13 protein-coding genes are annotated in these 13,171 nt (G+C 62.2%); 7 read left to right on the top strand and 6 right to left on the bottom strand.

All coding sequences use genetic code 11. From position 1 onward, the window contains the following. Positions 1 to 452: 452 nt before the first annotated feature. Positions 453 to 1,874 carry an amino acid permease gene (locus tag ACSSVC_RS29010; protein WP_346632544.1) on the top strand — a complete coding sequence of 474 codons (1,422 nt, stop codon included), beginning with the start codon at positions 453 to 455 and terminating at the stop codon, positions 1,872 to 1,874. Positions 1,875 to 1,976: 102 nt separating this feature from the next. On the opposite strand, the gene ACSSVC_RS29005 is transcribed toward ACSSVC_RS29010, so the two are convergent. From ACSSVC_RS29005 to ACSSVC_RS28985, 5 genes are all read right to left on the bottom strand, one after another. Further along, positions 1,977 to 2,570 carry a hypothetical protein gene (locus tag ACSSVC_RS29005; RefSeq protein WP_346632543.1) on the bottom strand — a complete coding sequence of 198 codons (594 nt, stop codon included), beginning with the start codon at positions 2,568 to 2,570 and terminating at the stop codon, positions 1,977 to 1,979. An 8-nt stretch (positions 2,571 to 2,578) separates the two neighbouring features. Then, positions 2,579 to 3,169 (bottom strand): papain-like cysteine protease family protein, encoded by a 591-nt coding sequence (locus ACSSVC_RS29000; RefSeq protein ID WP_346632542.1) that lies wholly within the window; start codon positions 3,167 to 3,169, stop codon positions 2,579 to 2,581. Between the two features lie 274 nt (positions 3,170 to 3,443). Beyond that, entirely contained in the window at positions 3,444 to 3,740 is a 297-nt protein-coding gene (locus ACSSVC_RS28995) for a cupin domain-containing protein (RefSeq protein WP_492611770.1), read from the bottom strand. A gap of 76 nt (positions 3,741 to 3,816) precedes the next feature. Then, a complete protein-coding gene (locus ACSSVC_RS28990) occupies positions 3,817 to 4,101 on the bottom strand; it encodes a putative quinol monooxygenase (protein ID WP_346632540.1) in 285 nt (94 codons plus the stop codon). 63 nt (positions 4,102 to 4,164) lie between these two features. Then, positions 4,165 to 5,784 (bottom strand): FMN-binding glutamate synthase family protein, encoded by a 1,620-nt coding sequence (locus ACSSVC_RS28985; protein WP_346632539.1) that lies wholly within the window; start codon positions 5,782 to 5,784, stop codon positions 4,165 to 4,167. A 311-nt stretch (positions 5,785 to 6,095) separates the two neighbouring features. Here ACSSVC_RS28985 and ACSSVC_RS28980 point away from each other — a divergent pair, with 311 nt between their 5' ends. From ACSSVC_RS28980 to ACSSVC_RS28960, 5 genes are all read left to right on the top strand, one after another. Next, positions 6,096 to 6,368 (top strand): type B 50S ribosomal protein L31, encoded by a 273-nt coding sequence (locus ACSSVC_RS28980; RefSeq protein ID WP_123726025.1) that lies wholly within the window; start codon positions 6,096 to 6,098, stop codon positions 6,366 to 6,368. Positions 6,369 to 6,544: 176 nt separating this feature from the next. Beyond that, a complete protein-coding gene (gene nosR / locus ACSSVC_RS28975) occupies positions 6,545 to 7,891 on the top strand; it encodes a response regulator c-di-GMP phosphodiesterase, NosR family (RefSeq protein WP_346632538.1) in 1,347 nt (448 codons plus the stop codon). 100 nt (positions 7,892 to 7,991) lie between these two features. Beyond that, positions 7,992 to 8,426, top strand: coding sequence for an NUDIX hydrolase (locus ACSSVC_RS28970; protein ID WP_492611769.1), 435 nt, complete (start codon positions 7,992 to 7,994; stop codon positions 8,424 to 8,426). Between the two features lie 22 nt (positions 8,427 to 8,448). Beyond that, positions 8,449 to 9,087 (top strand): LysE family translocator, encoded by a 639-nt coding sequence (locus ACSSVC_RS28965; protein WP_346632536.1) that lies wholly within the window; start codon positions 8,449 to 8,451, stop codon positions 9,085 to 9,087. Positions 9,088 to 9,116: 29 nt separating this feature from the next. Continuing rightward, positions 9,117 to 9,620, top strand: coding sequence for a GNAT family N-acetyltransferase (locus ACSSVC_RS28960; protein ID WP_404940092.1), 504 nt, complete (start codon positions 9,117 to 9,119; stop codon positions 9,618 to 9,620). Positions 9,621 to 9,661: 41 nt separating this feature from the next. Here the strand turns inward: ACSSVC_RS28960 and metR are convergent, their stop codons facing one another. Then, complete coding sequence (gene metR, locus ACSSVC_RS28955; protein WP_346632534.1) at positions 9,662 to 10,579, bottom strand: transcriptional regulator MetR; 918 nt, start codon at positions 10,577 to 10,579, stop codon at positions 9,662 to 9,664. 108 nt (positions 10,580 to 10,687) lie between these two features. Here metR and metE point away from each other — a divergent pair, with 108 nt between their 5' ends. After that, the gene (gene metE / locus ACSSVC_RS28950) at positions 10,688 to 12,997 is read left to right on the top strand and encodes a 5-methyltetrahydropteroyltriglutamate--homocysteine S-methyltransferase (protein WP_492611768.1); all 2,310 of its coding nucleotides are present in this window, start codon (positions 10,688 to 10,690) and stop codon (positions 12,995 to 12,997) included. The last annotated feature ends 174 nt before the right edge of the window (positions 12,998 to 13,171 follow it).

The following is a 13,171-nucleotide window of genomic DNA, read 5'->3' as shown; positions in this document are numbered from 1 at the left end:
GAAGCTTAGTCGGTGGTGGCCGCGGGTGAAGAAATTGTGAAAGCAACTTGTCCTCGAACCGGGCCGTGGCAACCGGGCTGATCTGGAGTCGGTGGGAAAGTGCTGTGATAGAGCCTTTTTTCCAGGTAAATACGCCCTAGGTAGGGGCATGACGATGCACCAGGGCTGTGCAATACTTCCGGCCCTTTCCGAGTGAGGTTTAAGGGCAAAAAGCAGGTAATGCTTCTCCGCGAAAGCGGTATTTGCCGAGATTTCTCTCTGAATTTAGCTACTTATAGAGTGAAAAGCCCTGTCGGGAGCTTTTTATACTGCGCACCCCGCTGATCTGGCAGGTCTTGTCCTACAGACGCGCCGTCCCACAAGGTCGGTCCGGTTGAGCACGCTATGGCTATCCGCCATGGCTTCGCAGACTCGGTGGTTCATATCCAATAACAAAATGAGGTTGTATCTCTATGTCAGTTGGCAACCAACTGCCCCACGGCGAGACCGCTCAGGGCGGCCCGCTGAAACGCGAACTCGGCGAACGGCATATTCGCTTGATGGCGCTGGGCGCCTGTATCGGCGTCGGCCTGTTCCTCGGCTCGGCCAAGGCCATCGAAATGGCCGGTCCGGCCATCATGCTGTCCTACATCATCGGCGGCCTGGCGATTCTGGTGATCATGCGCGCCCTCGGCGAGATGGCGGTGCATAACCCGGTCGCCGGCTCCTTCAGCCGTTACGCACAAGACTACCTGGGCCCGTTGGCGGGTTTTCTCACCGGCTGGAACTACTGGTTCCTGTGGCTGGTGACCTGTGTCGCGGAAATCACCGCGGTGGCGGTGTACATGGGCATCTGGTTCCCCGATGTGCCGCGCTGGATCTGGGCCCTGGCGGCCCTGGTGAGCATGGGCTCGATCAACCTGATCGCGGTCAAGGCCTTCGGTGAGTTCGAGTTCTGGTTTGCCCTGATCAAGATCGTCACCATCATCGCCATGGTGATCGGCGGCGTCGGCATCATTGCCTTCGGCTTCGGTAACGACGGCGTGGCCCTGGGGATTTCCAACCTGTGGACCCACGGCGGCTTCATGCCCAACGGCGTGACCGGCGTGCTGATGTCCCTGCAGATGGTAATGTTCGCCTACCTGGGCGTAGAGATGATCGGCCTCACCGCCGGTGAAGCGCGCAACCCGCAGAAGACCATTCCCAATGCCATCGGCTCGGTGTTCTGGCGCATCCTGCTGTTCTATGTGGGCGCGTTGTTCGTGATCCTGTCGATCTACCCATGGAACGAGATTGGCACCCAGGGCAGCCCCTTCGTGATGACCTTTGAACGCCTGGGGATCAAGACTGCTGCCGGCATCATCAACTTCGTGGTGATCACTGCAGCACTGTCCTCCTGCAACGGCGGCATCTTCAGCACCGGGCGCATGCTCTACAGCCTGGCGCAGAACGGCCAGGCCCCGGCCGGTTTCGCCAAGACCTCGAACAACGGTGTGCCGCGTCGCGCGCTGCTGCTGTCGATCTTCGCCTTGCTGCTTGGCGTACTGCTGAACTATTGGGTGCCGGAGAAAGTGTTCGTCTGGGTGACTTCGATTGCCACCTTCGGCGCGATCTGGACCTGGGTGATGATCCTTCTGGCCCAGCTCAAGTTCCGCAAGGGCCTGAGCCCGAGCGAGCGTGCTGCGCTGAAATATCGCATGTGGCTGTACCCGGTCAGTTCCTACCTGGCCCTGGCGTTCCTGGTGCTGGTGGTGGGGCTGATGGCCTACTTCCCGGACACCCGTGTGGCGCTGTATGTCGGCCCGGCGTTCCTGGTGCTGCTGACGGTGCTGTTCTACCTGTTCAAGCTGCAGCCCACCAACGCCCAGCAGGGTGCGGTGCGTTCGGCGTCGTGATCCCTCGCCCGGGAGGCTCTTGTCTTGAGCATCCCGGGCCAACGGCCTGACCTGAAGAATCCGGCGTCCCGCCAGGGCCGCCGGATTTTTTTTTGCCGCGGTTCAGCCTCCCAGGGTGCCGCTGGTATCGGCATCGAACACCGCCTTGGCTTGTCGGGCCAAGGGGGTCAGCAGGCTCAATAGCGCCGCTGCGTCATAGAGCTGTTGGGCTGCCAGGTTCACCGGGGTGGGATCGATGGGAATCAGCACTTCGGCATCGGCTGCGTGCAGCCAGATCGCCGTCACCTGCAGGGCAGGGATGAACAGCAACCTCAACTCGCAGGATTTTCCCAGCAGCAGGGGGGCCTGTTCCGCCAGGTTCAGGGCACTGATGGCGGACGCCGCCAGAGCGCCGTGATTGAGCGCCGCGAACTCGACCTTGCCGGCCACTTCCGTCAGTTGCGCGTCGGCAATGGATACGCCGCCGGCGAACACCAGGTAATGCCAGTCCCCGGTTGTGGCCTGGTCCAGGCCCTTGCCGCTGGCCAGGTCCTCCAGGCTGAGGGCGTAGCCACGAAATGCCTGTGACAGGCTCAGGGTGCCGGCATTGGCAAAGGCGCGGTTGACACCGAAACCCTGGGTGCGCAGGGCCGCCTGCAGTGCTGGGTGCAAGGTCTGGACGCCGTGGGTGGGCGCCTTGGGGTAAGTCAGTTGCATGACGCCTCCTAGTTTTTCCGGGTGAAGTAGGTGTGAGTCCAATTGCCGCCGCCGTTGTAGGAACCAGGGAAGCTGTTAAGGGCACGGGTCGAGTAACCGAAAATGGAGTCGGCGACCAGGATGTAGTTGCCGTCGGTGCCGTAGATCGTCAGGAAATGCGCGCCGCCGCCATACCAGGCGCAGCGCAGGCCGACGGGGCGGCCCATGCCGAGCTGGTTCTCGATGGCCGGCATCTGCATCCGGTTTTCCCGCATGCCGCCATAGCTGCGGGTGGTTCTGAGGGCCGAGTCCAGGTAGCCGTAGACGTTGCATGGCCCGGGCTGGCTGCAGCAGGAGTTGCGGCCCAATTCGGCGTTGGCTACCCCGCACTGGGTCCAGGAGCCGGTGCCGTAGTAGTTGCCGACCGAGGCGGATAGGGCCGCCCAGCACCAGTTGCTCTGGGTCTGCGGCTGCACACTGAAATTGAGTCGGGCGCCGGCCTGGGGCGCAGCCTCGGCGCGTGGGTCGACTTCAGCCAGTTGCAGATCGATCAGCGTACCGGCCAGGCATTGGGGCAGGGCCTGTGGGTTGCCAGTGGGGGTCAAGGTAGTGCTTAACATGTTCATCCTCCATGAATGAAAACCAGCCTCCGGCTGGTGTCGTTGTTGCCTCTGGGGCTACAGCAAGTAGCCGGACCCGGCGCTGGGTGCCGCGCTGTGCCAGCCTCGATGGCGTGCGCTGGCCGGGTCTGCAAGCAACCTTAGACGGAACATGCGTCAATGCAATTTAATTATGCGTTTATGCATTTGCGCGGGCGTGGATGTCCCTGATAAAGGGGGCGTCCACAGCCGGCCCCGGTCCGGGTTGTGGCCCCTTGTTGAGTGTCGACTGAGGCTAGACGTCGATGATCACCAGGGTGCCGTGGCTGCCGGGCAGTACGCTGTGGGCTTGGCCGGCTTCCACCAGGTACATCTGACCGGCCAGCACTTCTACAGTGGCCTGGCCAATGCCCAGGCGCAGGCAGCCCTGGGTCACCAGCAGGCCTTCGTTGTAGTCGTGGGTTTCTTCAGCGTAGGGCGCTTGGTCCATGCGCAGGACCTTGATGCGGGCCGGGCCGACCTGGCCCACCAGCGAGGATTGCCAGGGGCCGGGCAGTTGGCGGGACAGTTGCTCGAAAGACAGCAAGGGCATGGTGGAACTCCGAAAGGTCAGTGGTGGTTCGGTCTGCTTTCGGTGGTCCGGTCAAGCATCGGGAGGATGTCGGCTTCTAGAATTCGTCCATCAGCAACACGCGGCATTCGCGGGTTTGAAAGGCGTTGATCTGCGGTACCAACCGGGTGAAGTGTTCGGTGTTGCAGTGAGCGTCGAGGGCTGCTTGGTCCGGCCACTGTTCGACGAAGATGAAGTGCCCCGGGTCTTTCTGATCGACGAACAGATCGTAGGCAATGCACAACGGTTCCTGGCGGGTTTTTTCCACCAGTTCGGCGTACCACGGGCGCACGGTTTCCAGGTGTTCGGGCTGGATGAAATCTTCAGCGATGACCTTGAGCATTGCAATCTTCCTTGGGTGACGCCCGGCGCTCCCCGGCGATCGGGGAGCACTGGGCAATGGGGCTTAAGCGGCGGCTTCGGTGTTGGGTTCGAAGCTGTCGGCCCGGGCCAGTTGCCACATGCGCGAGTAGAACTCGCCGTTGACCTCGCCGGTGAGCAATTCGCCGGGCTTGAGGAACACATGCAGTTGGGAGAACAGCTTGATTTCGGTGGCGGACATGCGTCGCACCAGGTGTTTGGCTTCCAGTTGCGACGGGTGCTGCAGGCCGGCGGCGGCCAGCATCTCCGCCAGGGCCTTGAGGGTGTTGCGGTGGAAGCTGTACACCCGTTGGGCCTTGTCCGGCACCACCAGGGCGCGTTGGCGCAGGTTGTCCTGGGTGGCGACACCGGTGGGGCATTTGTTGGTGTGGCAGCTTTGTGACTGGATGCAGCCGATGGCGAACATGAAGCCTCGGGCCGAGTTGGCCCAGTCGGCGCCAATGGCCAGGACGCTGGCGATGTCGAAGGCGCTGACGATCTTGCCGCTGGCACCGAGCTTGATCTTGTCCCGCAGGTTCAGGCCCACCAGGGTGTTGTGGACGAACAGCAGGCCTTCACGCATGGGCGCGCCGATGTGGTCGGTGAACTCCACGGGTGCCGCGCCGGTGCCGCCTTCCTTGCCGTCGACCACGATGAAGTCCGGGAGGATGCCGGTTTCCAGCATGGCCTTGGCAATGCCCATGAATTCCCACGGGTGGCCCAGGCAGAACTTGAAGCCTACCGGCTTGCCACCGGACAACTCACGCAGCTGCTGGATGAAATGCATCATTTCGATGGGGGTGGAAAACGCACTGTGGCTCGACGGCGAAATGCAATCCTCGCCCATGCGGATGCCGCGGGTGTCGGCGATTTCCTGAGTGACCTTGTGCTTGGGCAGGATGCCGCCGTGACCCGGCTTGGCGCCCTGGCTCATCTTGATCTCGATCATCCGCACCTGCGGGTTCTGTGCCTGGGTGGCGAAGCGCTCGGGGTCGAAGCGCCCGTCGGCGGTGCGGCAGCCGAAGTAACCACTGCCCAGTTCCCAGGTCAGGTCGCCGCCGTGCTCGCGGTGATAGGGGCTGATGCTGCCTTCACCGGTGTCGTGGGCAAAGTTGCCGAGCTTGGCGCCCTGGTTCAGGGCGCGAATGGCGTTGGCGCTCAGGGAGCCGAAGCTCATGGCCGAGATGTTGAACACCGACGCCGAATAGGGCTGGGTGCATTGCGGGCCGCCGACGGTGACCCGAAAACTGCTGGGGTCGCTCAGAGGAGCCGGGCGCATGGAGTGGCCGATGAACTCGAAGCCCGACTGATAGACATCGATCAGGGTGCCGAAGGGTTTGTCGGCGCTCTCATTCTTGGCTCGTGAGTACACCAGGGAGCGCTGGGCGCGGGAAAAGGGCAGGGCGTCGCTGTCGGATTCCAGCAGGTACTGGCGAATCTCCGGACGGATGCCTTCGACCAGGTAGCGGATGTTGCCCAGAATCGGATAGTTGCGACGTACCGCGTGGGGACTTTGCAGCAGATCGAAGATCCCCAGCAGGCTCAGCAGGCCGGTGACCAGGGTGAATGGCCAGAGCCAGTCGTGTTCGAGAAAAGGCAGGCTGGCGAGGGTGAATATCACGCAGGCAGCAAAGAAGGCGTAGCGGCTCAGGAGTGACAGGCTCATACGGTTTCCTTGGTTCGGACTCATCAGGTCAATCAGGCATCGGGTGCCTTGATAACGGGTAATCGACAGCGGCACCGAACAGCTGGAACGGTGGGCTGCACAGGCATTTCTTATAGGAATTCACGGCTGTGTCAGAGCGTTGCAGCCCAGCATACTGGCCCGCTGGGGCCTTACGGGCAAGCCTGAATCGGGGGAACGAGACAGGAGTCAGACCATTTTTGTAGGGGCTTATTGCGATAAGTTCTCGTTTAAGGCGGTTTTTGTTGTTACTGTATAACGCTTGTTTTTCACCCCAGCCGCTGGAGACTCCGATGAAACCCAACATCCACCCCGACTATCGCCCTGTGCTGTTTCACGATACTGCCGCCGACGTGTTTTTCCTCATCGGCTCTACCGTCGATACCGACCGCACCTACCAGCACAGTGATGGCCAGACCTATCCCTACGTGACCCTGGACGTTTCCAGCGCCTCGCACCCGGTGTACACCGGCCAGCAGCGCAAGACCCAGTCCGAAGGCCGTATCGCCGGTTTCAACAAACGTTTTGCGTCCTTCAGCTCCAGCGGTAAAGCCGCTGCCAAGTGAGGTCCTTGGCGTCCATTCGCGCCGCCGTCCGTTGGAGCACTTTCAGCGGACGGATGGTATTAAAAAGCCATCATTGCCCTCGGAAATTCTTCTACGCTTGAAACAGGCAACAAGGATCAGTGTTGTCAGTAAAAAGAATGAAGGACATGTGCATCGATGTTGACCCGAGGTGTCTCATGGGTGAGCTGAACGTTGCCACAGTCACACGCCTGCCCGAGGTTCTGTTGGTGGACAGCCAGGACACGATCCTGCAGCGCCTGCACCAACTGCTCAGCTCCCATTCCTACGTGCTGCATCTTGCCCACGACGCCAGCGAAGCCCTGAAGATCATGGCCACCCGGGAGGTGGACCTGGTGATCAGCGCCGCCCATCTGCCGCAGATGGATGGCCCGACCCTGCTGGCGCGCATTCACCAGCACTATCCGGCCACCACGCGCATCCTGCTGACCGGTGACCCGGACCTGAAACTGATCGCCAAGGCGATCAATGAAGGGGAAATCTACCGTTACCTGAGCAAACCCTGGGATGATCAGGAACTGCTGCTGACCTTGCGCCAGGCGCTGGAGCATCAGCATTCCGAACGTGAGCGCCAGCGCCTGGAAGCTCTGACCCAAGAGCAGAACGCTGAGCTCAAGGCCCTCAATGCCCTGCTGGAAAAACGCGTCGCCTCGCGCACCGCGGAGCTGCAACAAACCGCCGACATGCTCGACCTGGCCTATGAGGAGCTCAAGCACAGCTATGCCACAGGCGCCGAGCTGTTCTCGCTGCTGGTGAACCAGCGTCTGCCAAGCGACAAGCAGACCAATCGCCGGATCATCGAACTGGTGCGTGCCTACTGCAAGATCCAGGGCATCGATGCCGTGGCTCAGCGCGACCTGGCCATGGCCGCGGCCCTGCACAACATCGGCAAGCTGAGTTGGAGCGACAGCATGATGATCACCCCGGCCGATTGGCTGCATCACCATGAGCGTGATCGTTATCGGGCCTATCCGGCGCAAAGCGAATCCCTGCTGATGACCCTGGAGCCGGTGCAGGATGCTGCACGCCTGATCCGCCATCACCAGGAGCACTGGGACGGCAGTGGCTTTCCCGATCACCTCAAGGGCGAGGCGATTCCCCTGGGCTCGCGGCTGCTCAAGCTGGCGGTGGACTTCATCGAACTGCAGTGCGGCCTGATTCTCGAACGGCACATGAACAGTGACGAGGCCCTGGTGTTCATCCGCAAGTACGCCGGCCGGCTGTACGACCCCGAGTTGGTGGAGGGGTTTATCCAAGTGTGCTCGGTCTACCTCAGCGATGTGACTCTGGGTGACCCTTCGGTCAAGGTCCTCGGCACCCGGGAGCTGGCGGCGGGCATGGTGCTGGCGCGTAACCTGAATGCCGACAACGGCATGCTTCTGCTCAACGCCGGCAAGGTGCTGAGCCTGCCCCTGGTGGACAAACTGATCGCCTTTGAAACCATGGAGGGCGCCCGTTACAGCGTGTTCGTCAAACTGGCGCGGGAGCAGCAGTCGGGGGCCTGAAAAGAGGGCTCCAACAACGGGAAAAATATCGCTGGCGGATGACGGCCCGCTGCCGGACATGTGATCCTTGCGCCTTCGCTCTCAAGGTTTTCAGGTTCCCATGTCGCTGTCTTCCGCCGTTGCACCCTCCATCATCCGTATCGCCGCTGCTCTGTTGCTGGGGGCCGATGGCCAGACCCTGCTGGTGCGCAAGCGCGGCACCCAGGCCTTCATGCAGCCTGGCGGCAAGATCGAAGCCGGCGAGCCGCCGGTGCAGGCCCTGGCCCGAGAGCTGGAGGAGGAACTGGGCCTGCGCATCGATCCGAGCCAGGCCCGCTATCTGCAACAGTTTTGCGCACCGGCGGCCAACGAGCCTGGACATGTGGTGCAGGCCGAGGTCTTTCTTGTTCGCATCGACACTGCGGTGACCCCGGCGGCGGAGATCGAGGAGGTGTGCTGGATCGATCCGGCCGGCGATGGTGATTTATTCCTGGCGCCGTTGACACGGGATCTGATCTTGCCGTTTTATCGCAAGGCCCAGGCGAACCTCGCCTGATTCCTCATCGCCAAGGACTGCCATGATTCCACTCCACGACTACCTGATCTTCGCCGCGGCCTCGTTGCTGATGGTGCTGACCCCGGGCCCGAACATGATCTACCTGATTTCCCGTTCGATCTGCCAGGGGCGCAAGGCCGGGGTGACATCGTTGCTGGGGGTCGTGGCGGGGTTTTTCGTCCACCTGTTTGCCGCTGCACTGGGCCTGACTGCGGTGTTCATGGCGGTGCCCATGGCCTATGAAGTGCTCAAGTGGGCCGGTGCCCTGTATCTGCTGTGGCTGGCCTGGCAGGCGCTCAAGCCTGGCGCGCGATCGCCGTTCGAAGCCCAGCAGTTGCCGGCGGACTCGCCCCGCAAGCTGGTGACCATGGGCTTTCTGACCAGCGCTCTGAACCCCAAGATCGCGGTGTTCTACCTGTCGATCTTTCCGCAGTTCATTCATCCCGAGCACGGTTCGGTGTTCTCCCAGAGCCTCATTCTCGGCCTGACCCAGATCAGCGTGAGTTTCTCGGTGAACCTGCTGATTGCCCTGTTCGCCGCAGGCATTGCCTCCTGGTTCGCCAGTAACCCCACCTGGCTGTCGGTACAGCGTTACTTCATGGGCTTCGTGCTGGCGGGGCTGGCGGTGCGGTTGATGTTCGAACAACGTCGAGCCAACTGAATGTGATGGATGGACGCCCCTCGATGAGCCTGCAGATCCAGCGCCTGACCCCTGACGATGTGGAGCAATACCGGGCCTTGATGCTCGAAGCCTATGACCGTCATCCCCAGGCGTTCACTTCCAGTGTCAGGGAGCGGGAAAAGCTACCCCTGGCCTGGTGGGCCGCGCGCCTGGACGGCGAGCTGGACCTGCTTCTGGGGGCTTTTTCCGAGGGGCGCCTGCTGGGGATTGTCGGTCTGGCCTTTGAACTTCGCGAGAAAGCCCGGCACAAGGCGACCCTTTTCGGGCTCTACGTCACGGGCGAGCAGCGTAGCTGCGGTCTGGGTTATCAGCTGGTGCAGAGGTTACTGACGCAGGCCGCCGATTATGAGGGGCTGCGTCTGGTGCAACTGACGGTAACGGCGGGCAATGACGCAGCGCTGTCCTTGTACCGGCGCTGCGGCTTTGTCCAGTTCGGGCTGGAACCCCAGGCGGTGTGCGTGGGGGAGGATTATCTCGACAAGATCCACATGTGGCGCGAAGTACCGCGGTGATCCTGTGCGCTGACAAGCCGGTTCCTGCGTGAGTGTGGGGCTCAGCGTACGACGCTGACGCCGTCCAGGGTCGAGAACGAGGTGTCCTTGGCGGTCAGCAGGAAGTCACGCATGTAAGGCGCATCCAGCATATCGGCGCGAATCGCCGCGTACAGGGTGGCGAATAGTCCCTTTTCACCCAGCCGCTTGGCCTTCACATAACCCCGTGAGCTGTATTCATGCAGAGCCCAGTGGGGCATGCCACACACACCGCGGCCGCTGGCCACCAACTGCATCATCATCACCGTCAGTTCCGAGGTGCGTACCTGCGCCGGTTCGATGTCCGCCGGCTCCAGGAAGCGGGTGAAGATGTCCAGACGATCCCGCTCCACCGGATAGGTGATCAGGGTTTCGTTCAGCAGATCTTCCGGGACTATGTAGGGCTTGCTTGCCAGAGGGTGCTGGTTGGCCACCGCAAGCATGGCTTCGTAGGTGAACAGCGGCACATAAGTGATACCGGCCAGTTCCAGGGGATCGGAAGTCACCACCAGGTCCAGGTCGCCCCGGGCCAGCGCCGGTAGCGGTGCAAAGGAGAAGCCCGAGGCCAAGTCCAGCTCCACTTCCGGCCAGGCGTCGCGGAACTGGTCGATGGTGGGCATCAGCCACTGGAAGCAGCTATGGCACTCGATGGCCATGTGCAAGCGGCCGGCGGTGCCGCCGGCCAGGCGGGCAATGTCACGTTCAGCGCCGCGTAGCAGCGGCAGGGTGGCATCGGCCAGTTGCAGCAGGCGCAGGCCGGCGCTGGTGAAGCGCACCGGCTTGGTCTTGCGCACGAACAGCGGCATGCCCAGGCGCTCTTCAAGCTCCTTGAACTGGTGGGACAGGGCGGACTGGGTCAGGTGCAGGCGTTCGGCGGCTTCAACCAGGCTGTCGGCTTCGCGCAGGGCGTGCAGGGTCTTCAGGTGACGGATTTCGAGCACCAGGGTCTCCATGAGTAAATTTTGTGATCAACACGAAAAGGTTGAGTTTGTCTCATGTTGGCCGAGCTGTCGACAATAGCGCCATCTTTTACAAGGAGGCACTTTCCCATGGCACTGGCCCACACCCTCGGTTTTCCCCGCATCGGCGCTGACCGTGAACTGAAAAAGGCCCTGGAAGCCTATTGGAAGGGCGACCTTGATCTGGCGGCGGTGCAAGAGGTCGGTCGTGAACTGCGGGCTCGGCACTGGCAAGTGCAAAAAGACGCCGGCATCGATCTGCTGCCCGTGGGTGACTTTGCCTGGTACGACCAGGTGCTCGGCCACTCCCTGACCTTCGGGGTGATTCCCGAGCGTTTCGACGGTGTCCGCGATGCCCAGGGCCGTCCGACCCTGGACACCCTGTTCACCATGGCCCGTGGTGCCAGTGCTGGCTGCTGCGGGGAGCATGAGCAGGCGCAATACGCCCAGGAGCTGACCAAGTGGTTCGACACCAATTACCACTACCTGGTCCCCGAGTTCAGCGCCGACCAGCCGTTCAAGCTGAGCTGGGAGCAACTGTTCGACGAAGTCGATGAAGCCCATGCCCTGGGGCATCAGGTCAAGCCGGTGATCATCGGCCCCTTGACCTACCTGTGGCTGGGCAAGGCCAAGGGCAATGCATTCAACAAGCTCGATCTGCTGGAGCGCCTGTTGCCGCTGTACGGCGAGATCCTCAATCGCCTCAAGGCCCAGGGCGTGGAGTGGGTGCAGATCGACGAGCCGATCCTGACCCTCGACCTGCCACAGGAATGGAAGAGTGCCTTCGAGCGGGCTTACCACATCCTCCAGTACTCGCCGCTGAAAAAGCTGGTGGCCACTTACTTCAGCGGCTTGGAAGACAACCTTGGCCTGGCGGTGGGCCTGCCGGTGGACGGCTTGCACATCGATGCGGTGCGGGCTCCGGAACAACTGGGCCAGATACTGGACCGGCTGCCGACCTACAAGGTTCTTTCGGTGGGCCTGGTCAATGGGCGCAACGTCTGGCGCTGCGAACTGGAGCAGGCCCTGCAACAGTTGCAGGTCGCCCAGGAGCGTTTTGGCGACAACCTTTGGGTCAGTAGCTCTTGCTCGCTGCTGCACAGCCCGGTGGACCTGTCTCGGGAAGACCAGCTGGATGCCGAGCTGAAAAGCTGGCTGGCCTTTGCCGTGCAGAAGTGCGGCGAGATCTCGGTCCTGCGTGATGCTCTGAACGATCCCCAGGCCCCTGCGGTGCAAGCGGCCCTGGCGCAAAGCCGGGAGGTCCAGGCCAGTCGTGCCCGCTCGCCACGGATTCACAAGGCCCAGGTCCAGGCCCGGATCAAGGCCATCAGCGCCGCCGACAGTCAGCGCCAGTCACCCTTCGCCCAACGTATCGAACAGCAGCGAGCGCGCCTGCAACTGCCGGTCTTTCCCACCACCACCATCGGTTCTTTCCCGCAGACTGCATCGATCCGCCTGGCGCGCCAGGCCTACAAGCAGGGCAAGCTGTCGCTCAACGACTACACCGATGCCATGCGCAGCGAGATTCGCCACGCAGTGGAGATTCAGGAGAGCCTTGGCCTGGATGTACTGGTCCACGGTGAAGCCGAGCGCAACGACATGGTGGAGTACTTTGCCGAGCAACTGGACGGCTACTTGTTCACCCGCTTCGGCTGGGTCCAGAGCTACGGCTCGCGCTGCGTCAAACCGGCCATCATCTACGGCGACCTGAGCCGGCCCCGGGCCATGACCGTGGACTGGATCCAGTACGCCCAGAGCCTCACCGAAAAGGTCATGAAAGGCATGCTCACAGGACCGGTCACCATGCTCATGTGGTCCTTCCCGCGCGAAGACGTATCGCGCAAGGTTCAGGCCCAGCAACTGGCGCTGGCCCTGCGCGATGAAGTGCAGGACCTGGAACAGGCCGGGATCAAGATTGTGCAGATCGACGAAGCCGCGTTCCGCGAAGGCCTGCCTCTGCGCCGCGCGCAATGGCAGGAATACCTGGACTGGGCGGTGCAGGCCTTCCGCCTGAGCGCCTCCGGTGTGCGGGACGAAACCCAGATCCATACCCACATGTGCTACAGCGAGTTCAACGATGTGATCCAGTCCATCGCCGCCATGGATGCCGACGTGATCACCATCGAGACTTCCCGTTCGGACATGGAGTTGCTGCAAGCCTTCGAAGCCTTCGACTACCCCAATGACATCGGCCCGGGTGTGTATGACATCCACTCGCCTCGGGTGCCGGACACTACCGAGATGGTCAAGCTGATGAGCAAGGCGGTCAAACGCATTCCCGCCGAGCGACTGTGGATCAACCCCGACTGTGGCCTGAAGACCCGCGCCTGGCCGGAAACCGAAGCGGCCCTGGTGAACATGGTGGCCGCGGCCCGCCAACTGCGCAGCCAACTGGCCTGAGCCCCTGTAGTCGGCTTGCCGGCGAAGGCGATCATCAGCTCCTCTTCGTCGGCAAACGAAGCGCCGCCCGGCCGTCCCCCAACTGGTGACCGCTGGGCGGGCTTCATCAAACTGTCACGCAACTGTGGCAGCGCGAAACATCGAAGTTCATCAGACTCGCGCTCTACTGGGGTT

Source organism: Pseudomonas sp. E1BtOHC1 (genome assembly GCF_058744285.1).
Note: the sequence above shows the minus strand (reverse complement) of the source record. Positions and strands in the feature narration are given on the sequence as shown.

Bases quoted from the DNA above. Each gene is read 5' to 3' on its own strand.
- ACSSVC_RS29010 (WP_346632544.1), top strand. From the start codon at position 453: ATGTCAGTTGGCAACCAACTGCCCCACGGCGAGACCGCTCAGGGCGGC.
- ACSSVC_RS29005 (WP_346632543.1), bottom strand. From the start codon at position 2,570: ATGCAACTGACTTACCCCAAGGCGCCCACCCACGGCGTCCAGACCTTG.
- ACSSVC_RS29000 (WP_346632542.1), bottom strand. From the start codon at position 3,169: ATGTTAAGCACTACCTTGACCCCCACTGGCAACCCACAGGCCCTGCCC.
- ACSSVC_RS28995 (WP_492611770.1), bottom strand. From the start codon at position 3,740: ATGCCCTTGCTGTCTTTCGAGCAACTGTCCCGCCAACTGCCCGGCCCC.
- ACSSVC_RS28990 (WP_346632540.1), bottom strand. From the start codon at position 4,101: ATGCTCAAGGTCATCGCTGAAGATTTCATCCAGCCCGAACACCTGGAA.
- ACSSVC_RS28985 (WP_346632539.1), bottom strand. From the start codon at position 5,784: ATGAGCCTGTCACTCCTGAGCCGCTACGCCTTCTTTGCTGCCTGCGTG.
- ACSSVC_RS28980 (WP_123726025.1), top strand. From the start codon at position 6,096: ATGAAACCCAACATCCACCCCGACTATCGCCCTGTGCTGTTTCACGAT.
- nosR (WP_346632538.1), top strand. From the start codon at position 6,545: ATGGGTGAGCTGAACGTTGCCACAGTCACACGCCTGCCCGAGGTTCTG.
- ACSSVC_RS28970 (WP_492611769.1), top strand. From the start codon at position 7,992: ATGTCGCTGTCTTCCGCCGTTGCACCCTCCATCATCCGTATCGCCGCT.
- ACSSVC_RS28965 (WP_346632536.1), top strand. From the start codon at position 8,449: ATGATTCCACTCCACGACTACCTGATCTTCGCCGCGGCCTCGTTGCTG.
- metE (WP_492611768.1), top strand. From the start codon at position 10,688: ATGGCACTGGCCCACACCCTCGGTTTTCCCCGCATCGGCGCTGACCGT.